Genomic DNA, 21,994 nt, shown 5'->3' on the forward strand with positions numbered 1-21,994 from the left:
GTTAATAAAATGTAAAAATTTGTTAAAAAAGCATTAAAAAAAGCATATCATTTGATATGCTCATTAAAAATATTCTCACTGTATATTTTTGAGGCAAAAAAAGAAGTAACCGGAACCATTATAATCACAACGCTAATTCCAATTAACGCTTTCGTAATTTCCACTGCAAAAAAATCAGAACTTACAACTCTATTAAAAGTATTTGTTCCGTGCAATATAAAAATCATAATGCTCACAAGTGATGATCCAATAAATGCAAATACCAATGTATTTACCATTGTTCCTATAATATCTTTGCCAATACTCATCCCACTTTTAAATAATTTTTTGCTCGATACATCTTTATTTAGTGATTGAATTTCTCTTAGCGCAGAAGCTATCGATACACTTACATCCATTGACGCTCCCAAAGCTGAAATAGCAACGGTAGAAAATAGTAAATTTTCGATATTTAATTTCCATTCTTTTCCTATTACGAGTATCAATTCTCCGACATTTTCCAGATTATATCCTGAAATATTAAGTCCAATACTCATTAACTTAACCAAAATACTCACAAATATAAATGACACCGAAACAGAAATCATGTTAATTAAACTCATTTTCGAATAACCATATAAAATCAATGTCGAAAAAATAGTACACAAAATTACAGTTAAAATCGTAATCAAAACATTATTAAATCCATTCATTATCAATGAAATATCGAAAAACAAAATTATGTATATACTAATAACAAGTGCAACCGTACTTTTTATTCCTCTACTCCCTGCAACAAGTGCTATGAAAACTAAGAATAAAACTATCCAAAAAATTGTGCCAAAACTTCTATCGTAATTATACATCCTGTAAAAAGTTTCAGAATTATGATGAGGATTCCTGCTTTTTGCCAAAATAACCTTATCATTTTCCTTTACTAAAACACTATGAGAAGCTTCTAGTTTGTTTTCCACATCTACAATTTCTCCGGTATTTTTAATTTTTGCTTTTATGTTTTGTATTCCAACGGGCTTTGAATTGTAAGGATAATCCAAAGTTTCATCAACAACATCTACTACAATAGCTTTTACATAATCAAGTTCAATTCCATCATAACTTACCAAATGATCGCTATTTCCCCATTTTGAATTTATTACAAAAACCGCGACCAAAATTAGTCCCAAAAATATATTACAAATTTTTTTCAATTATTCACCAACTCCATTTATATATAATACTACAAAAAAATGTGTTTGATAATCAATTTCAATAAAAAAGTTCTTCAGCAATCGCCAAAGAACTTTTTCAAAAATTATTCAATTAATATTTTGCTCTTGAAGAATATTCAGTGTGAAGCAAATGATGTGCTTTTTCTGAACCAGGAGCATCCAAATACTCATTGTAAATCTTTTTGATAGATTTATTTTCGTATGATCTTCTGATTGGTTTGTCCCTGTCTTCTTTGTGAATAGCATTCATTCTCTTTTCTAATTTCGAAACATTCCCTCTAAGAAGTGGTTGCCCAGCTCCACCGATGCATCCACCAGGACATGCCATGATTTCTATAATATCGTAGTGAGCTTTTCCATCTCTGATGCTTTCCAAAAGCCTTCTAGCATTTGCGAGTCCACTTGCAACAGCAACTTTAACTTCTTTTCCTAAAATTTCTATTCTGGATTCTTTGATGCCTCTCATTTCTTTAAGTTCTTTGAACTCTAATTGTTCAAGGTCATCACCAGTTAACATATTGTAAGCAGTTCTTACAGCAGCTTCTAATACACCACCACTTGATCCGAAAATCACACCAGCTCCTGATGATTCTCCCAATGGATCGTCAAATTCAGAATCTTCTAAGCTTGGAAAATCTAATGAGTATTCCTTAATCATGTGCGCTAATTCTCTCGTACTGATTACATAATCTACATCAGAAATATCTTCAGTTAAACCAAGTTCAGGTCTTGCTGATTCGTATTTTTTAGCAACACAAGGCATTACAGAAACTACAACGATATTTCTTGGATCAACGCCTATTTTTTCTGCAAAATACGTTTTGGCAACTGAACCAAACATTTCGTGTGGAGATTTACAAGTAGATGGAATGTTCAACATATCTGGGAAATTGTGTTCGATAAATTTAACCCAGCTTGGACAACAACTTGTAAGTATTGGTAAGTTTTCTTGTTTTTTGAATCTATCTACAAATTCGTAAGCTTCTTCCATAGTTGTCAAATCAGCCGCAAAATCTGTATCGAAAACATAATCGAATCCGATTTTTCTTAGCGCAGTTACCATTTTGCCTGTAACTATACTTCCAACTTCCATTCCAAATTCTTCTCCCAAAGCAACTCTAACTGCTGGAGCTGTTTGAACCAAAACGACTTTTTCTTCGTCATTTAATGCTTTGTAAACTTTTCTTACATTGTTTACTTCTGTCAACGCACCAGTTGGACACACTGACAAACATTGTCCACAAAATACGCAGTTAGTATCAATCATTGGTTTGTGATATTGAGTTCCTACAACTGTTTCAAAACCTCTATCAATTGAAGTTAGTGTACCTACTGATTGCACATTTGTACACATAGTTTCGCATCTTTTACACAAAATACATTTGTTTGGATCACGAATTATTGAAAAAGAACTTGTATCTGGTTCGAATATTTTTCTCTCACCTTTAAATCTTATGTCTTTTATATTTGCCAACACTGCCAAATCTTGTAATTCGCAGTTACCATTCCTCTCGCAAACCAAACAATCTGTTGGGTGATTTGACAAAAGAAGTTCGATGTTAGTTCTTCTTGTTCTGATAACTCTTGGAGTATCAGTTCTAATTTCCATTTTATCTTTAACTAAAGTATTACACGCTGGAACTAATTTGTGATTGTGAGCTAATTCCACCATACAAACTCTACAATTCGCTTCTGAATTTACAAATCCCAATGAATGCATATCCAAATGACATAAAGTAGGAATGTGTATATTTATTTTTTCACAAGCTTGAAGTATCGTAGTGCCTTCTTTTACTTGAACATCTACATCATTAATTTTAATAGTTAACATATTCCCCTCCTACATTTTAACGATTGCATGAACAGGACATGCGCTACGACAATTATCGCATTTAATACAAACATCTGTGTCGATATGATGCATTTCTCTTCTTTCGCCAGAAATTGCATTAACTGGACATTGTTTCTTACATAATCCACAGCCAACACATTTTTCTGTGATTGTGTATTGCAATAAATCTTTACACACTGATGCACGACATTTTTTATCGACAATGTGTTCCTTGTATTCATCCATGAAATATTTCATAGAACTAATAACTGGAGTTGTCGCAGTTTTTCCCAAACCACACAAACTAGAATCTGTAATTACAGAACACAAATCTTCAAGCAAATCTAAATCTTCCAATTCGCCTTGACCAGATGTAATTCTTTCAAGAATTTCAAGCACTCTTTTGTTACCAATTCTACATGGAGTACATTTGCCGCATGATTCATCAACAGTAAATTTCATGAAGAACTTTGCAATGTCGACCATACAGTCAGTTTCATCCATTACAACCATTCCTCCTGAACCCATGATTGAACCAATTCTTGCAAGAGAAATAAAATCAACTTTTGTATCGAAAAGTTCTTCTGGAATACAACCACCAGATGGTCCTCCAGTTTGAACAGCTTTTACTTTTTTATTGTCAGGAATTCCTCCACCAATATCAAAAACTATTTCGTTGATTGTCATGCCCATTGGGACTTCAACAAGTCCAGCATTATTTACCTTACCAACCAATGCGAAAACTTTTGTTCCTGGAGAATCTTCCGTACCGATTGATTTGAACCATTCAGCTCCGTTATTAATTATCGAAGCAATATTTGCAAATGTTTCAACGTTGTTAAGTACAGTTGGTTTTCTGAACAAACCTTTTTCAGTAGTTCTGAAAACTTTCGCTTGAGGCATACCTCTTTTACCTTCAATTGATTGAATTAGTGCAGTACCTTCACCACACACAAATGCTCCAGCTCCAAGTCTTATTTTCAAATCAAAACTAAAGTCAGAGCCTAATATGTTATCTCCTAAAAGATTGTATTTTTTTGCATCATCAATCGCTTTATTCAAAGCAGCTACCGCTTTTGGATATTCTGCTCTTATGTAAACATAACCCTTGTCTGCGCCGATTGCTTTCGCACAGATAGCCATCGCTTCTATTACACTGTGAGGGTCTCCTTCTAGAATCGATCTGTCCATGTATGCACCTGGATCTCCTTCGTCTGCGTTACAGATTACATATTTTTGATCAGATTCTACACGCATTGCACCTTCCCATTTTCTTCCTGTTGGGAAACCTGCTCCACCTCTACCTCTCAAATTAGAATCTTTTACTATGTCGATTATTTCTTGATTACTAAGTTCAAAAATGGATTTTTCTAAAGCTTTGTATCCACCCATCACTATGTATTCTTCAATACTTTCAGGATCGATTATCCCGTAATTTTTCAAAGCGATTCTAGTTTGTTTTTGGAAAAAATCACCTTTTTTAGTTATTTTTTCGCCATCAACTACAAAATTATCATCATTTTTAATTCTATCGTAAAATTTCGAAGAATTTTCTTTTATAATTTGATCAATTACATTAGTCTTTTCCATTACGACTCCTTAACATTTGATAAAATTTCAGCTACATCTTCAAGCTTAACATTTTTATACACTGTATCGTTGACAGTAACTACGGGCGCCGATGCACAATCCCCCACGCATCTCGTCTCAACTAAAGAAAAAATCAAATCATCTGTAGTGTCGCCTACTTCTATTCCCAATCTCTTGGAAAATTCATCCAACAAATTTTCAGCGCCTTTTACATAACAAGCTGTACCCATGCACACAGAAATCGCGTACTTTCCTTTTGGCTTCAAGGTAAATCTTGAGTAAAAAGTGATTACACCGTAAATACTAGCTGGTGTAATATCAAATTCTTCTGAAATTTTTCCCACAACTTCTTGTGGAATATAACCGTATTTGTCTTGAACTTTATGCAAAACTTCAATCAAATCAGTCTTGTCTTTCCCCTTTAGAAAACAACTTATATCAAATTTGTTTTCGCAACAATTACACATATTGCCCCCTTATTTTTATTGTTAACTTCATAATAGCAAAGTATGCAAATGTTGTCAATCAAAAATTTTTTGAATTATTAAATTGATACTACATAAATAAAATTTGACATTTACTTGCATTAATAATAATATAATATTGAAAATTTTTGCTAGATATTTTTTTTGATAATTGGAGAGATACAAGGCTTGGAGCTATTAGAAAAATTAAAAAACAACGACAAATTAACAATACAAGAGTTTGAATATTTGATACAAAACAGAAATGAATTTTACGAAGATTTTGCAAATGAAGCTTTAAAAATAAGAAAACATTATTACAAAACCGACATTTATTTCAGAGCGTTGGTGGAGATAAGTTCATTCTGCAAAAATGATTGCTTTTATTGTGGACTCAGACATTCTAACAAGAACGCTCACCGCTACAGATTATCCAAAGAAGAAATAATGAAGTCCGTTGCTAACTCATACCAGACTGGCTTCAGGACATTTGTGCTTCAAGGTGGGGAAGATTCTGAAATCACTGATGAGTTTTTGATAGATTTAATTAAAGAAATCAAATCAAAATATTCTGATGCAGCAGTAACACTTTCTTTAGGTGAGAGAGATTTCTCATCTTACGAAAAATTGAAAAACGCTGGAGCTGATAGATATTTGCTTCGTCACGAAACAAATGATGACAATCACTATTCTAAGCTTCATCCCAAATCGATGAGTCTTCGTCACAGAAAAGAATGCCTGAAAAAATTAAAAAGTCTTCATTTTCAAACTGGTTGCGGAATGATGGTAGGATCTCCTTTTCAGACTAACTTAACATTAGCAAAGGACTTGTATTTTATTCAAGAACTTCAACCGGAAATGGTTGGAATTGGTCCATTTATTCCCGCTGACAATACTCCATTTGAAAATTATGAGCATGGTGATTTGGATTTGACGTATTTTCTTTTGGCTATGATAAGATTAATCGACCACAAGGCTCTTATTCCAATCACGACTGCACTTTCAACATTGGACAAGGACTCAAATAAAAAAGGTTTAAGTGTTGGAGGGAATGTTCTGATGCCTAATGTGTCTCCTGTTGAAAACAGGAAAAAGTATTCAATATATAACGATAAAAAAGATTTCGAAATTCAAATATCTGGCAATTTTGAAAAATTAAAAGAAAAAATCAAAGAACTTGGGTTTAACCCAAATATGAGTATAGGAAATTATGGTGAATAAAATGTACGATAAAAAAAGCGATAAAGCTGTCGAATTTATTTCTAATGAAGAAATTTTGAGATGCTTGGATGAATCCAAGAAACAAAAACCATTGGAATTTTACATGGATATTGTCGAAAAAGCAAAACAAGAAAAAGGATTAACTCATGAAGAAGTTGCTTACTTAATTAATTGCAATAATGATGAAGTGTGGGATGAGATTTTCAAATTAGCAAACAAAATCAAAAACGATTATTATGGAAATAGAATTGTTCTTTTTGCGCCTCTATACTTATCAAACTACTGCATAAACGGCTGTACATATTGTCCTTATCACGCTAAGAACAAAACTATTCCAAGAAAAAAACTTACACAAGAAGAAATAAAAAAAGAAACAATCGCTCTTATGGATATGGGCCACAAAAGACTTGCCCTTGAAATGGGAGAAGATGACAGAATAAATACTATGGATTATTTATTGGAAAGTATCAATACAATTTATTCTATCAAGCACGAAAACGGATCCATAAGACGTGTCAATGTAAATATCGCAGCTACAACTGTTGAAAACTACAGAAAATTAAAAGAAGCTGGAATCGGAACTTACATTTTATTCCAAGAAACATACAACAAAGAAAACTACGAAATTTTGCACCCAACTGGACCAAAGCACAACTACGATTATCACACTGAAGCGATGGATCGTGCAATGGAAGGTGGAATTGACGACGTTGGTGTTGGTGTTTTGTTTGGTTTGGAAACATACGATTATGAACTTGTTGGGCTAATGATGCACAAGGAACATTTGGAAGAAAAGTTTGGATTTGGTCCTCACACAATCAGCGTGCCTAGAATTTGTCCTGCTGATGATATCGACACGAACGATTTTGAAAACGCACTATCAGATGATATTTTCATTAAAATAGTTTCGTTATTGAGAATCGCAGTTCCTTACACTGGAATCATCGTCTCCACAAGAGAATCACAAAAAAGCAGAGAAAAAGCTTTGAAAGTCGGTGTCAGCCAAATTTCTGGTGGATCTCGCACATCTGTCGGTGGATATTGTGTAGAAGAAGACGAAACTTCTCAATTTGACACATCAGACAAACGAAGCTTGGATGAAGTTGTAAATTGGCTATTGGATATGGGACACATCCCAAGTTTTTGTACAGCTTGTTACAGAGAAGGAAGAACTGGAGACCGATTCATGTCACTTTGTAAATCAAAACAAATCCTCAATGTCTGCGGTCCGAACGCACTACTAACATTGAAGGAATACTTGATGGATTACGCAAGTGATGACACGAAGAAAAAAGGCGAAGAAATAATCCAAAAAGAATTGGAAAATATTCCAAAAGAAAAAGTTCGCGAAAAAACTAAAGAATATTTACAGGAAATAGAAAATGGCAACAGAGATTTCAGATTCTAACGCTCACAAATCTATGAAAAACAGAATCGTAATCGTCGGCGATACCAACGTTGGAAAGTCAACTTTAATCAATAAAATTTGTAAACAAAATGTTTCGATTACATCCAACATCAAAGGAACTACAACAGATACCGTGAAGAAAACTATAGAAATCGACGGTGTTGGCGCTTGCACAATTGTAGATACCGCAGGACTTAACGACGATACTTTTCTTGGAGAAGACAGAAAATCAAAAACACTCAATGAAATCAAGTCTGCTGATTTGATAATTTATGTGACAGACGATATGAACAAAACTCAAATTGATTTTGAAACCGATACAAACGTCAAAATAATTAAAGTTTTTAACAACAAATCTTCCACAATGATTAAACCTAAGGACTCTGAAATTTTTTCTGTAAATGCACTAACTGGAAAAAATGTCGACTTATTATTAAAAAAGATTTCAGAAAATCTAATTCCCAAATCATCATCAATAACAGATGGATTGGTGAATAATCACGACAAAATTCTTTTAGTAATGCCTCAAGACAAAAGCAGTCCAACAGGAAGATTAATCCTTCCCCAATCTCAAATTATGAAAGAGCTTTTGGAGAAGGAATGCTTGGTTTTAAGCACAGGACTAGAAACTTTAGAACAATCGCTACAAATGATGACAAATCCAGACCTTGTAATCACAGATTCAAAAGTTTTCAAAGAAGTAGACAAAATTTTGGACAAAAATATAAAACTAACATCATTTTCAATACTTTTCGCAAAAAACAAAGGCGACCTCAATTATTTTATCCAATCAGTATCAGTGCTTGATAATTTGACAGATGATGTGAAAATATTGATAACAGAAGCGTGTACTCACTCACCAAAAGAAGAAGACATCGGAAGAGTCAAAATCCCATCTCTAATTCGTAAAATCAACCCAAATGTTACAATTGATTTCGTGAGGGGAGATGATTTCTTCAACGTGGCTTATAATTACGATTTTATAATTCATTGTGGTGGCTGTATGCAAAACAAAATGTACATGCAAAGCAAAACAAACTTCGCAAAATCTCACGACATACCTATGACCAATTATGGAATTGTCCTTGCGAAAATCAATAAAATATTAGACAGAATCACATATTAAAAACGAGCTGAATTTGAATCAGCTCGTTTTTATTTTACATGCATTGTTTTGTTGCAATATTTTTGTACTTTTTTATCATGACTTATAATGAACACGATTTTATTGTCGATATCTTTAATAAAATTCGAGAAGAAATCTTCCTGTGATTCTGAATCCAAGTTGCTAGTTATTTCGTCAAAAATATAAACATCAGCATCTCTCATAAGACTTCTAACGATGGATACTCTTTGTTTTTCTCCTCCAGACAAGTTTTCTCCATTTGCCAAAATTTCTGAATCCAAGTTTTTATTCTTCAACACAGGCTTCAAAACATCCATAGACAATATTTTTTCATCGATAGATTTGTCTTTTACTGTATCCACCAAAATATTTTCCCTCAAACTTGCAGGAATGATAAGTGGATTTTGTGGAACGTATGCGACCTTTTCTCTTAATTCATCCAAAGATAATGAATTAACTTCTTTTTCGTTGATAGATATTCCCTCAACATCTCTGATATTCAACAGCGAACGTAGAAGTGTACTTTTACCTGCACCGCTTTTTGCGTCTATGTATACAATGTCTGAAGGATAAAATTCTTCATTAATTTCAAATTTGAACTCAGTATCCAAAATATTCACAACTGGATTTTCAAATTTAACTTTGCTTATTGTATTTTCAATTGCAACGCCATTTTTGTTTTCCAAATTATCTAAAATATTTTCCTTATAAAATCCAGAATCCACCTTCAAATTCGTTAAGTCGATATTTACTCCATTTAATGAATACAATGAGTCGAAGAATACATTGATTACCAAAGTAAACACCACAATTGAGTATAACTTAGCGTTTCCAATCGTAACATTGTAACTTATCCATATCAACAAAGCATTTTGCACAAGCTCGTTAAACATTCTAATACTACTACTTGCTGCACCTGCGAATTGATTAACGCTTTTGTGTGCTTCAAAAATTTCCACGATTTTCTTGTTGATAAGATTATCAAAACCATCAAACTTGGAGTATTGTTTCAAAAAATCTGGATTGCTGTAAATATTGTTAAAATCTTGGTAGTTTTTGGAAGTAATTGCAGATAGTGATACGCATTTTTCAGATAATTTCTTATTGATTAATTTAAATCCGAAAAATGTAAATGGTATTATCGCTAGTAAAATCAAACCATAATAAATATTTTGAATTGAAACAAAAATCAAAGCTCCAATAATTATCAAAATAGAACTAACCATTGTATTTACATCATCAATCAAAAAACTGTAAATAGAATTAGTCAACTTAGAAATCTTCGTAATCAGTGAATTGTTTCCCAAATTAATCATAGTGTCGTATTTCACATGAAATAAATCTTTCATAAAATTATCCATGTTTTCTGAATTCACATTCACCGCTACTTTTTCTTTTAACAAAATCAGCCCTATTTGAATAAAATAATTTAACACCATTATCCCAAACAATAAGTACAAATCACTTCTTTGAATGTTGGTAATATCTCTGAAGATCTTGTTACTTAAAAATGGTACGGACAACGTCGCCACAACCATAATTAAACTCATAATCAAAGATACTGCTATAAACTTGATGTTCTTTTTAAGAATTACTTTTATCATAATGCCCTCTCTCCTTCAATTTTATAATTCTTACCCAAAGCTACAATCAATTCTATTGATTAGAAAACGCTTTACTATTATTATACTCTTCAAAAAAAAATAAACAATGGTTATAAGCTTCTCGTTATATTTTCGGCATTTTTTACTCAAATTTTATCGAAATTTAAAAAGATTAACTTAAATCTCATAAAATGATATAATTAGAATAATATTAGGAGGAAATATGAAATTTATTAGCACTAGGGATAATTCAATAACTATCGATTCTCAAGAAGTAATCTTCAATTGTATAAATGATGATATTTACGTTCCTTTGAATTTAGATAATTTGTACGATATTGATGTGCTTAGAGATATGACATATAACGAACTTGCTATATATATTTTGAAGCATTTTTTAACTGATATTGACGAAGATTCAATATCAAGCATTGTAAATAACGCTTACGATGGAGATGAGCCTAATGTTTTTTTGAGAAAAACGAATGATAGATGCTACGTTGAACTTTTCAACAACAAAAGTCTGTCTTATAGGGACTTGTCATTGAGTATTATCTCTAAATTTATAGATATTAATTTAAATAATAATGAAGATGTGAAAAACTTATACCTGTTCACAGCTTCCACTGATATTTCTGTGTCCACGATTGAGAATTTTAAAAAGATGAACACAAAAGTTTTCGTGTTTTATCCAAATAATATCTCAGATATCGAAAAATCAAAATTATTATCCACGCTTTCCGATAATGTCTGTGCAATTGGCGTAGATGGCGATTTTTATGAGTGTAAAAAATTGGTGGATAGTTTGATAAATGATTCTGATATCAAAAATTTGATTGCACAAAAAGAATCGGTTATTTCTACGTGCAATTCTTTGAATATAATCAGAGTTCTCACTCAAGTTATTTATTATTTTTACAGTTATGTGACTATGGTAAAATACGGAGAGATAGAAGCTGGAAAAAGAATCAACGTAAGTATTCCTACGGAAAATTTCGGCAATATAATGGCTTGTTTCTATGCAAAAAGAATGGGACTTCCTATTAATAAAATAATTTGTGCGACAAAAAGTCCATTGTCTTTCAAAAAATTCTTGGATACGGGAGAATTTGTCTATGACGAAGTTTTCGGTGAAGAATCCACATCATTTGAAAGATTGGTCTTGGCGAATATCGAAAGATTGCTACATCATTTGATAAATAATCAAGATAGAATAAGAGAGATTTACACCGATTTTAGAGAAAACAATAAGTTTACTTTGTATCCAGAAGAACTACAAAAATTGAGTTGTATTGAAACGTACAGCATGACAAGTGATGAGGTCAGTCAGAAAATTTTGAGATTATTCTTGGAATGTCAGTATCCATTATCCCCTCAAACTGCAATGGCTTCTCTTGCCTACGACAAATATGTCATCGATTCTTATGACTACATTCCTTCAATAATTATGGCTACAACATCACCATATTCTTCTACGGAAAATGTGTTGAAATCATTCGGGTACAATGAAAATTTGGATATAAATATGGCTTTGGAAAAGTTAAACTCTTTTATAAAATCGCCTATTCCCGATAATTTACAAAACATCAAAAAAATTGACACTACGATTTTTGATTCAACTGAAATCAAAGATATAGTTTACAAAAAAATACAAGAAATGAATTAAGCGGCGTAACTTTACGCTGCTTTTGTTTTAAATACGCAATTAACGGATATATATTTATATGAGTAAATTTGAAATAAAACAAGGGGGCATTATGAACAATTTTACATTTTACAATCCTGTAAAAGTACATTTTGGTAAAGGTCAAGTTACAAACCTAAAAGAAGAATTAAAAGATTACAATAAAATTTTAGTAACTTATGGTGGAGGAAGCATCAAGAAAAACGGAGTCTACGATGATGTTATGGAGAACTTAAAGGGCAAAGAAATTTTTGAACTTTCAGGAATCACTCCAAACCCTAGAACTGACAAAGTTTATGAAGGAATTAAAATCTGCAAAGAAAATGACATTGATTTTATACTGGCTGTCGGTGGTGGCTCAACATTGGACTGCTCAAAAGCTATCGCAATGGGTGCAAAAACTGATGAAGATTTCTGGGATTATTTCTTCGAAGAAAAAAACAAACCAACTGACGCTATCAAACTTGGAACAGTAATTACAATGGCTGGAACTGGTAGTGAAATGGACGGTAGTTGTGTAATTTCCAATATAGAAAGAAAGAAAAAATACGGCTACGGACACAGATTATTGTATCCAGTATTTTCAATAATTGACCCAACATACACATATTCACTTCCAAAATATCAATTAATCAGTGGAACATGCGATATGTTCAGCCACATAATGGAAGAATATTTTTCAGAACCAGATTATGAAAACACAACAGATAATATATCAGAAAGCTTGATGAAAACTGTAATCGACAGTATCAGAGTAGCTCTCAAAAATCCTGAAGATTACCAAGCTAGAAGCAATCTAATGTGGGTAAGTACACTTGCAATCAACGGACTTACTGCCACTGGTAAAAGCTCAGATTGGTTAAGCCACAAATTAGAACACACATTATCCGCATATTTTGATGTAACGCACGGAATGGGACTTGCAGTAGTTCATCCAAATTATTTGAAATTTGTCTACAAAAATCATTTGGAAAAATTCAGAAGCTTTGCAATCAACGTGTGGAATATAGATCCAGAAGGAAAAACAGATGAAGAATTAGCGCTAGAATCAATCGAAGCACTACAAAACTTCTTCAAAGAAATCGGAGCTCCAACTACACTTCGTGAAATTGACATTCCAAAAGACAAAATCAAAGAAATGGCTGAAAACACAGCTGCATATAAAACAAGCTACTCAGATTTGTCAACATCAGACATCGAAACAATTTACAATAACGCATATTAGAACTAAAATCTGCCTTGAAATAGGCAGATTTTTTAGTGAGATAAAATTATTTCTTTATTGTAGTTTTTAATTATGTTTTTATGGTCGACAAAAATAACTATTCCTTCAATTTCATCAAAAACTTTCAGAAATTTTTCGGTTGATTCGCTATCCAAGTGATTGAGTGGTTCATCAAATATAAATATATTTGAGTTTCCTATTAACGCTCTATCCAAAGTTATTTTGTGTTTTTCCCCACCAGATATACCATTCACATCTGTTTTCATTAGTAACTTATTATCTGTGAATACAGTATCTATTTTATTCTTCCCAAGGAAAATATTCTCTTTCACAGTAGTTGGAAAAACATAAGAGTTTTGACAAAAATAATTTATGTTGATATTCTTCGCATTATTTAACTCTGTGTTGTTAATACTAATATTTCCATTATAATCGGTATAAATGTTACTTAAAATTTTAATTAAAGTTGTTTTTCCAGTTCCATTTTCTCCAGATATTTTAACTTTATCTCCTTTTTTTATAATAAAATTTACAGGTTTTAAAATATTTTTGTCATTTACCGTGTAACTTAGATTTTTAGCATTTATTTCGATTTCACTATTGCCATTATTAGAAACCTTATCTTCTGGAATAATTGAATAAAATTTTCCCACATTAACTTTTAAACTTTTTAATTGAATATATGAGTCCACAGATTTTTTGACACAATCAAAAAATTTATTGATAACAACAGACATAGCTAAAACTTTTATTATTGAATTTATCCCTATAATTTGCTTGGAACATAGAATAATTCCAAATCCCACTACAAGTATTAGAAACAATCCATCTGCTAAATTTCTTACTGCGTTTTGAGTTTTAGTGTACATTTCTCCTGTTGATATTTTATCATTCAGAAATTCATCAAATAATTCTTTGTATACCTGTATGAATTTTGTGTACAAATTATTAAATTTCAACCAATCTTTTTCAAAAGAGCAAGAAAATAATATTTTTCTTTCATTTTCTTTAAATGTATATTTGTCTCTTGTATATTCAGAAACTTCATTCTTAAAAGTAGTAAATGATACAAATCTTAAAAATCCCATTGAAACAATGAATATGAAATAATAAGTTGGTAATTCTTTCAAGCTTATTATCAAAATTAATACTATTATTAAAGCTTCTGAAACATTTTGAAACGCCCATATAAAATTCAATCTAAGCATAGTTGCTTCTTTTTCTATAATATTGTCAAATTTATAAGATTTTATATCTCTTAAAATACTTTCATCAAATTTTAAGTATTTGTCTATTAGCAAATTTTCGTGAGTAAAACTATTTTTCAGGATAATTTTATTTGATAAAATCTGAAAAATAGGTATCAAAACTACAGTAATCAAAATAGCAATGAGCAACTTATATATTGAAGATTTCATCATTTTTATATCTGAATTCAATACTGCAGATGTAAAAGTTCCCAAAACAGTCGCTATGAAAACTGCTGACACATCTTGAATTATATTGCTAATCAGGCCTAATATTGCGCCAAGCCTCATAGACTTGAATAAATCCTTATACATAATTATCACCGCTATCTAAATCTAAAGTTTTATTGCATATTTTATTTAACCTTTTATCATGACTAATTACAATCATTTCTCGTGAATCAGATCTTAAAACACCGATTAGTTTTTCCACTGATCTATCATCTAAATGATTTGTCGGTTCATCTAACAAAAGTATATTCTTATCAGATGCCAGACAAACTGCTAATGCGAATTTTTTCCTTTCTCCGCCTGATAATTCATCTAAGTATTTACTCCATTCAAGCTCCTTAATCCCAAAATAATTGCAGAGTTCTTGGACTTTTTTAACGTATTCTTTTCCTTCAAGCATACCCATAATCTCTCTCATTGTAAAAGAAATACATAAATCATTTTGATTTAAATAACTTATAAGTCTTTCTGGAACATCTCTAATAACCAATTTGCTATTTGAGTGTAAAAGTCCTAAAATCAAATTGAAAATGGTTGTTTTCCCTTTGCCATTACTCCCAGAAATTAGAATTTTATCTCCTTTTTCTAATTTAAGATTTGTTCCATTTAAATTTTGACAAAAATCTAAATCTTCAATTTTTAAATCTATTAGAGAATCAGTATCCGAAATTGTTACATCATTACTATTAATATCTTTATTTAAAATATTATTTATTCTAGTTTTTGATACATTGAATTCTTGAACCTTCGAAATATATTTTGTTATATTCTCAAAATTGGAATAAAACGTACTAAGTAACATAATCATAAACACCGAATCAGCAATGGAAATTTCCTGATTATAGATTGCTATACCTATAATTGCATAACTAACTATTTTTAAAATCAAATCTAACAGAGAATACATAGCATTTTCAAGTGCAAATGCAATTTCAGCCTTAGTACCAGCATTTACATTCAGTTCATCTAAATTCCTTTTATTTTTAAAATACCAATCAGTCGCATTAAAAGTTTTCAAAACATCTCTTCCTTCTGATGCTGAAATAATCCAGTTAGTAGTATCTTGTTCTATTTTTCTAGTATCCATGTAAATCTTATATAAGCTATTTTTAGTAATTATTGGCGGTATTATTTGCAAAATAGCTAACAAAGCAAGAATAAAAGTCGCCTTATAACTTAAAACCAAAAATGAAACAAGTACCATAGCAAAAATAAATAATGAAGAAAATAATTCTACCAAATATTCATACCTAAAACTTGCTACGATTTCGCTATCCTTATCTACAATTTGCAAAACTTGCTCTCCTGACAATTCGAATAACAATTCTTTTCGTAAATTGTAAATATCTTTTAGTATGTTGTTTTTTAACTGAAATTTTAATTGATGTTTTATTAATTCTAATTTATAAGGTATTAGTTTTTCTAATAAAAATTTCAGACCAAATACTAATATTATAATTAACATAGTTTTTGTTGTATTTTGAAATTCTACTGTATTTAGTTTTACAAATTCGTCTGCAAAATTTGATGTAATTACAGACACTAAAAAATCAAGCACAAAAATAAATACATAAAACAAACTTGAATAAATAAAATATTTCTTAGCTTTAGTTTTCATAATCACAAATTCCTCTCTTTTTTGATTATACCACCTAATAAACTCTAGCGATATAGAATAAATTTCAAATCTACATTGTTTTATGATATCATTTATTAATACGGAGGTAATAAATGAATAATAGAACTAAAGGTATTATAGCAATATTATTGTCAGCATTTGGATTTGCTCTTATGAATTTATTCATACCACTTGCTGGAGATTTGCCAACTATACAAAAAAGTTTTTTCAGAAATTTGATTGCTTTTTTGGTGGCATTCGCGCTTTTACTAAAATCAAATAAAAAAGAAGAAGTAAAAGAACTTCACGATGTTAAATCAATCCCATGGAAAACTTTGATTTTGAGAGCAAGTTTGGGTACGGCAGGAATTTTTTGTAATTATTACGCGTTGGATCATCTATTTATTTCCGATGCATCAGTTCTCAACAAACTAGCTCCATTTGCGACTTTGATTTTGTCTTGGGTTTTCCTAAAAGAAGATTTGAGGAAAGAACACATAATTTCGATTTTGATAGCATTTGTAGGGGTTTTATTCGTCGTAAAACCTACACTACAAATCCAGGAAATTCTTCCATATTTAATAGGAATTTTGGGTGGAGTTTGTGCAGGTGGAGCTTACACTTGCGTTAGAAAATTGAACACTCTTGGAGTTAATAGTTCGTTTATTGTTGCGTTTTTCTCAGGATTTTCGTGTATAGTATGTATTCCTTTTATGATATTTAATTTTGTTCCAATGGACACATCATCAATCCTTGCTCTTATCGGCGTTGGACTTGCAGCCCTTATCGGACAATTTGGAATTACATTGGCTTACAAATTCGCTCCTGCTTCTGAAATTTCAGTGTTTGATTATTCGACGATAATTTTTACAGGATTGTTTGGATTTTTATTCTTGCATCAAATCCCTGATTATTTGAGTATAATTGGATATATTTTAATATTCAGTGGAGCTTTGATTAATTTTATGAACAATCGAAGAAAACAAAGAATGCTAATAAATGAAAAATCTGCACGAGTATAATCTCATGCAGATTTTTTTAAAAAATACATTTTTTTATTTTTTATCATATTAATAATTTCGCTATCATGCGTGATCAAAATCACTATTTTCCTTTTAAAATACAACTCATTTATCATATTCGCTATTTTGATTTTATTTTCTTCATCTAAAAAATTAGTAGGTTCATCTATTATATAAACACTCTTATCCGTATTTAATGCTAACTCTATTTGTGCTTTTTTCTTTTGTCCAGAAGAAAAATTTATTTTATCAGATAACAATCCAAAATTAGATATATTATAATCAGATGATATGTACACCATATCATAGTAGCTCTCTTTTAATATTCTTCCATTTATTAATATATCTCCATTGTATCTATCAGTATAATTCAAAATAGATTCTATCACAGTTGTTTTTCCTACACCATTATCTCCAGAAATTATATTTATATTTTTATTATCAAATTTCATAGAAATTTTTTCATTTAATACTTTCCCTTTATTACTCAAACATTCAAAATTCACCAATTCTATTTCTTTTATAATATCATAATTGTATCTTGTTTTTTTTACTTCCATAAAATTCAAAAAACTATTTATTGCTGGCTTTGCTGTTAAATATTGATTTCTTATGTCAAACAAATATTCTACTGGTGTCCAAAATCTAGACACATAAAGTTGTGTAGCATAAAAAGTACCTATTGTAATCATATTTCTATACACATAATATCCAGAAATCAAATACATAGAAATTATTACACCATTTAAAACAAAATAAATCATCATATTATTTACAAGAGATTCTAATTTATATTTTTTATTTAAGGTATTTTCATAATTTTCTAATAAAATTTTTATATCAAACATCTGCTTTTTTTTTAAAAGTCTTTCTGACTTTGTAATAGAATATTTATCTAGCAGATATCCCTTAATATCTCTATTATTCGTTAAATCCTTTTCCGAATAATCTGAAATCAAATAACCTAATTTATATGATATATATGCACCTACTGGGACTACAATTATCATAACTAATGCTAAGCTAATAGACAATTTTAACATTATTAAAAATATTGCTATCATAGTAATAACAGAAAATACAATACTAACAGGTATATCTACAATAAAGCCTTTTATTAATGTAAGATTATTTGTTATTTCTTGATTAATCCTATCTCTATTAATTGAATGTTCTTTTACTCTATATGTATCCAAATTTTCATTTACCTCTTTGAAAATATTAGATATTGCTGATGTTTCTACTTTTTTACTGAAAATATCAAATATATAAGATACAACCTGAGTTAATACAAATAAGAAAACATCTATCAGTCCAAAAATCAACATATTATTAAAATTTTTATTCATTGCATTATCTATAAACTTTTTTGCAACAAGTGGAGATACTAAAAACAAAATTTTTAATAGACCATTTATCAAACAATAAATGGCAAGGCTTTTATTTGAAACATATCTTTTTAATTTCAACATTATTTATCATCTCCAATGGGTTTTCTATGTAAACACCAAATTCATTTGACAATTCAAACAAAAAATATAATTTATTCAAATAATTTATAGATTCATAATTACAATTTATTATAAACCTTTTCATTTATTATAAAAAAAAGGAAACATTTTGAACTGATTCTCAAAAATTAGATATAAAACCAACTTTAAGAATATTCGCTCATTTTTGCTTACTCTTTTTTACAATTCAATATTTAAGCTTTTCTTTGGCATTTATCTTCTCCGCTACTGCCACCTTCTCCTAATACTGTAAACATAAATAAACTCACCTCTATTGCTGATTTAACCCTATCATATATATTATTTAATGTCAAAATCATATTTACCCGCCTTGTGATTCGTAGTGTTTTATTCCTCTTCTCCACATAAAATAAATTATTATGGAAAAAATCACGATGTAAATTACTTGTTCCAAAATCAAAGCCTTCATATTGTTTGAGTTAATTATGTTTGCAGGGATATAATAAATTCCGGCAAGAGGATTGTGTTGTATAATTTCAAATTTCCCAGAGAAAAACGCTAAGGGAACTACTTCTCCTGAAAATATTGCCAGAATATACCAGAAAATATCTCTTAGACTAAGTACAGATTTTAACCAAAATGTTAGTAATCCTAAAATGCATAACACTTGAAACATCAAACAAAATCCCAAAAATAAAGATATAATAAAATAACCAAGTGATACAAATGAAAATTTGTCAAAGTACAACTGAACTGCTATCCAAAAAGCTATCCCCAAAGGCATTGATATTACAACTCTTCCTAGAGATATGAAAAATCTAGTAAGCGGATAATAAATTGGCTTAGTTATCAGCGTATCAATATTTCCCGTATTTATATCTTGAAATATGTAGTAAGTTTCAGCCATTGTATTTGACATTGAATTTTTCACTACCAAAATCGTCATGAAATACGCAATCACATCGTCAAAATTCATTCCTGCAATATCAGTTTGTCCTTTCATTATGAATTTCCACAAAAAATAATAAACAATTATTGTAATTGGTATATAAAATATGGAGGAAACAAAAGAAATAAAGTATTCTTTTGAATTTAGGTATTCTATTTTCAAAGACGCTAAGTATTTTTTCATTCTAACCTCCATTTGAAGAATATCTTCTAAGTCCACGATTGTACACAATGCATAAAACCATCAAACTCACTGCTAAAAAAATTAATATTAGAGGAAAATGTCTAGTAGGTTTTCCGCTTAAAGCTAGTGTTGGAACAAATGCTATCAATGAAACAGGAACTACATAAGTCAGAAATTTTCTCAAAAAATTCGGAAAAATTGTAGTGGGATAATTTTTTGAAAAATTAAAATTGAAAATCAAATCCCTTAATGTCGATATTTTTTCAAATCTTAAACTCAACATAGTTATTGTCGCATAAATCGTTTGATAATACACGTTCCCTATTATTAAAAGAATTATCATCTTTAATACAGCTACAAAAGAAATCGCGATATCAAATTTCACTACTACCAAAAATATTCCAACAATTCCAAGCAAGAGTTGCTCAATGAATGCAACAAGTGGAATATTTTCTATCATTATCATAAACAAAGTATTTTGAGGGCGATACAAATACCTATCCAAACTTCCGTCACGCACCAACCACTCAAAATCTCTGAGTCCGAAAAACATTTCTTCAATGGCTGACGATAACATCCCGACCATTGCCAGCAAATATATAAAAGATTTGTCGTATCCAAAAGAATCTACATTGTCAAATAACACAACCCAAAACAAAATCGTCGACAATAATTGGAAAAGGCTGTGAAAAAATATCATGATTATTTCATTTGGATAAGCAAACATCTTTTTCAGAGCGATTCTTAGAGAACAAGCAAATAATTTCATCATTCACCCCTCAATTTAGTTTTCAAAACATCTTCCAAGCTCAATTCTTCGATAGTAAATTCAGACTTAGAAAATTGTGAAATATCAACACTATTTAACTGATCGGTTGTCAATAACGCTGTCGCCTTCTCATTGTCGATGTCTGGATTAAAATCCTTCAAATAATTAACGTATTTTGAAGATACGGTTAGTTTTCTGTACTTATCCCTATCCAAAAATTTATTGCACCTTCCATCGTAAATCACTTCTCCATGATTTAATACTATAATTCTAGGGCAAAATTTATCTATATTTTCTATCTCATGTGTGGTCAATATGATCGTAGAATTGTATTTTTGGTTTATCATATTCAAAAACTCAAATATATTTTCTTGAACCACAACATCAAGACCAATAGTAGGCTCATCCAAAAATATTGTTCGCGGCAAATGAATCAGACTCACTGCCAATTCACACTTCATCCTCTGACCGAAAGACAATTTTCTTACAGGAGTATGTAAAAGTTGCGAAAGTCCAAGAACTTTATCAAATTCTTGTAATCTTTCCTCAAAATCCTCATCTGAAATTTCATAAACTTCTTTGAAATACTTGAAAGATTCTATCACATCAATATCGTAAAACATACACGAACGCTGTCCCATTGATACTCCAATTTCATTCAAAAATTCCTTTTTCCTATCAGACGGAGTGAATCCATTCACTTTTATGAAACCATCCGTTGGATACAAAATTCCCGTCATCATTTTAATCGTAGTAGTCTTTCCAGCTCCATTAAGCCCAATGAGTCCAACCCTTTCTCCATCTGCAATTTCAAAAGAAATCTTCTTCACTGCATTCACGATAGTTTTATCTTTGTTTAATAAACTTTTTCTCTTAATTATTTCATAATCTTTTTTCAGGTTGTTTACTTCTATCATATTCCGCTCCATAATTATACTCTCAAATATCATTATATATTATATCCTAAAAAAAACAATTTCCTGCTACATGTTAGCAATAAAAAAGCGCGAAATTATAAGGTGACCCCAAAAAGTTGGACTTTATACCAGAGACATTTAAAAATTATTTGTCTCTGGTTTTTTTGTCCTATTCTACCCATAGGGGTAGAAATTTTTATGCTACATTTTTCTTTCTATATTCTA

Annotated in this window: 17 protein-coding genes; 6 read left to right on the forward strand and 11 right to left on the reverse strand. The window is 30.5% G+C overall.

What is annotated here, in order from left to right; all coding sequences use genetic code 11:
• Positions 1-47 precede the first annotated feature (47 nt).
• The 4 genes from ACU68U_RS06450 to ACU68U_RS06465 form a co-directional block, all read right to left on the reverse strand.
• Complete coding sequence (locus ACU68U_RS06450) at positions 48-1,187, reverse strand: YibE/F family protein (protein ID WP_094207491.1); 1,140 nt, start codon at positions 1,185-1,187, stop codon at positions 48-50.
• Between the two features lie 112 nt (positions 1,188-1,299).
• Positions 1,300-3,039, reverse strand: coding sequence for an NADH-dependent [FeFe] hydrogenase, group A6 (locus tag ACU68U_RS06455; RefSeq protein ID WP_446762972.1), 1,740 nt, complete (start codon positions 3,037-3,039; stop codon positions 1,300-1,302).
• A 9-nt stretch (positions 3,040-3,048) separates the two neighbouring features.
• Positions 3,049-4,629: an NADH-ubiquinone oxidoreductase-F iron-sulfur binding region domain-containing protein gene (locus tag ACU68U_RS06460; RefSeq protein ID WP_446762973.1), complete on the reverse strand. Its 1,581-nt coding sequence runs from the start codon at positions 4,627-4,629 to the stop codon at positions 3,049-3,051.
• Positions 4,629-5,096, reverse strand: a complete 468-nt coding sequence (locus tag ACU68U_RS06465) for an NADH-quinone oxidoreductase subunit NuoE family protein (RefSeq protein ID WP_094204035.1) — start codon at positions 5,094-5,096, stop codon at positions 4,629-4,631. Before ACU68U_RS06465 ends, ACU68U_RS06460 begins: the two co-directional genes overlap by 1 nt.
• 186 nt (positions 5,097-5,282) lie before the next feature.
• On the opposite strand from ACU68U_RS06465, the gene hydE reads away from it, so the two are divergent.
• The 3 genes from hydE to hydF are packed head-to-tail and all read left to right on the forward strand — an operon-like array spanning position 5,283 to position 8,848.
• A complete protein-coding gene (hydE, locus tag ACU68U_RS06470) occupies positions 5,283-6,314 on the forward strand; it encodes a [FeFe] hydrogenase H-cluster radical SAM maturase HydE (RefSeq protein WP_446762974.1) in 1,032 nt (343 codons plus the stop codon).
• Position 6,315: 1 nt separating this feature from the next.
• A complete protein-coding gene (gene hydG / locus ACU68U_RS06475) occupies positions 6,316-7,722 on the forward strand; it encodes a [FeFe] hydrogenase H-cluster radical SAM maturase HydG (RefSeq protein ID WP_446762975.1) in 1,407 nt (468 codons plus the stop codon).
• Complete coding sequence (gene hydF / locus ACU68U_RS06480; protein ID WP_446762976.1) at positions 7,697-8,848, forward strand: [FeFe] hydrogenase H-cluster maturation GTPase HydF; 1,152 nt, start codon at positions 7,697-7,699, stop codon at positions 8,846-8,848. The genes hydG and hydF overlap by 26 nt, the downstream gene beginning before the upstream one ends.
• A 29-nt stretch (positions 8,849-8,877) precedes the next feature.
• On the opposite strand, the gene ACU68U_RS06485 is transcribed toward hydF, so the two are convergent.
• On the reverse strand, positions 8,878-10,452 hold the full coding sequence (locus ACU68U_RS06485) for an ATP-binding cassette domain-containing protein (RefSeq protein ID WP_446762977.1): 1,575 nt from the start codon (positions 10,450-10,452) through the stop codon (positions 8,878-8,880).
• Between the two features lie 223 nt (positions 10,453-10,675).
• On the opposite strand from ACU68U_RS06485, the gene ACU68U_RS06490 reads away from it, so the two are divergent.
• Together ACU68U_RS06490 and ACU68U_RS06495 are read left to right on the forward strand one after the other, a co-directional pair.
• Positions 10,676-12,118: a hypothetical protein gene (locus tag ACU68U_RS06490; RefSeq protein ID WP_094225014.1), complete on the forward strand. Its 1,443-nt coding sequence runs from the start codon at positions 10,676-10,678 to the stop codon at positions 12,116-12,118.
• A 91-nt stretch (positions 12,119-12,209) separates the two neighbouring features.
• Complete coding sequence (locus ACU68U_RS06495; RefSeq protein ID WP_446762978.1) at positions 12,210-13,361, forward strand: iron-containing alcohol dehydrogenase; 1,152 nt, start codon at positions 12,210-12,212, stop codon at positions 13,359-13,361.
• A 32-nt stretch (positions 13,362-13,393) separates the two neighbouring features.
• Here the strand turns inward: ACU68U_RS06495 and ACU68U_RS06500 are convergent, their stop codons facing one another.
• Positions 13,394-14,923, reverse strand: coding sequence for an ATP-binding cassette domain-containing protein (locus ACU68U_RS06500; RefSeq protein ID WP_446762979.1), 1,530 nt, complete (start codon positions 14,921-14,923; stop codon positions 13,394-13,396).
• Positions 14,916-16,457 carry an ATP-binding cassette domain-containing protein gene (locus ACU68U_RS06505; protein ID WP_446762980.1) on the reverse strand — a complete coding sequence of 514 codons (1,542 nt, stop codon included), beginning with the start codon at positions 16,455-16,457 and terminating at the stop codon, positions 14,916-14,918. The genes ACU68U_RS06500 and ACU68U_RS06505 overlap by 8 nt, the downstream gene beginning before the upstream one ends.
• Positions 16,458-16,570: 113 nt before the next feature.
• Here ACU68U_RS06505 and ACU68U_RS06510 point away from each other — a divergent pair, with 113 nt between their 5' ends.
• Entirely contained in the window at positions 16,571-17,479 is a 909-nt protein-coding gene (locus ACU68U_RS06510) for a DMT family transporter (protein ID WP_446762981.1), read from the forward strand.
• A gap of 2 nt (positions 17,480-17,481) precedes the next feature.
• Here ACU68U_RS06510 and ACU68U_RS06515 read toward each other — a convergent pair whose 3' ends face one another.
• From ACU68U_RS06515 to ACU68U_RS06530, 4 genes are all read right to left on the reverse strand, one after another.
• Positions 17,482-18,951 carry an ATP-binding cassette domain-containing protein gene (locus ACU68U_RS06515; protein WP_278725374.1) on the reverse strand — a complete coding sequence of 490 codons (1,470 nt, stop codon included), beginning with the start codon at positions 18,949-18,951 and terminating at the stop codon, positions 17,482-17,484.
• A gap of 361 nt (positions 18,952-19,312) precedes the next feature.
• Positions 19,313-20,083 carry an ABC transporter permease gene (locus ACU68U_RS06520; protein WP_242430488.1) on the reverse strand — a complete coding sequence of 257 codons (771 nt, stop codon included), beginning with the start codon at positions 20,081-20,083 and terminating at the stop codon, positions 19,313-19,315.
• Position 20,084: 1 nt separating this feature from the next.
• A complete protein-coding gene (locus ACU68U_RS06525) occupies positions 20,085-20,855 on the reverse strand; it encodes an ABC transporter permease (RefSeq protein ID WP_446762982.1) in 771 nt (256 codons plus the stop codon).
• A complete protein-coding gene (locus ACU68U_RS06530; protein ID WP_446762983.1) occupies positions 20,852-21,769 on the reverse strand; it encodes an ABC transporter ATP-binding protein in 918 nt (305 codons plus the stop codon). The genes ACU68U_RS06525 and ACU68U_RS06530 overlap by 4 nt, the downstream gene beginning before the upstream one ends.
• Between the last annotated feature and the right edge of the window lie 225 nt (positions 21,770-21,994).

The organism is Finegoldia sp. P3-F-LR (assembly GCF_052932165.1).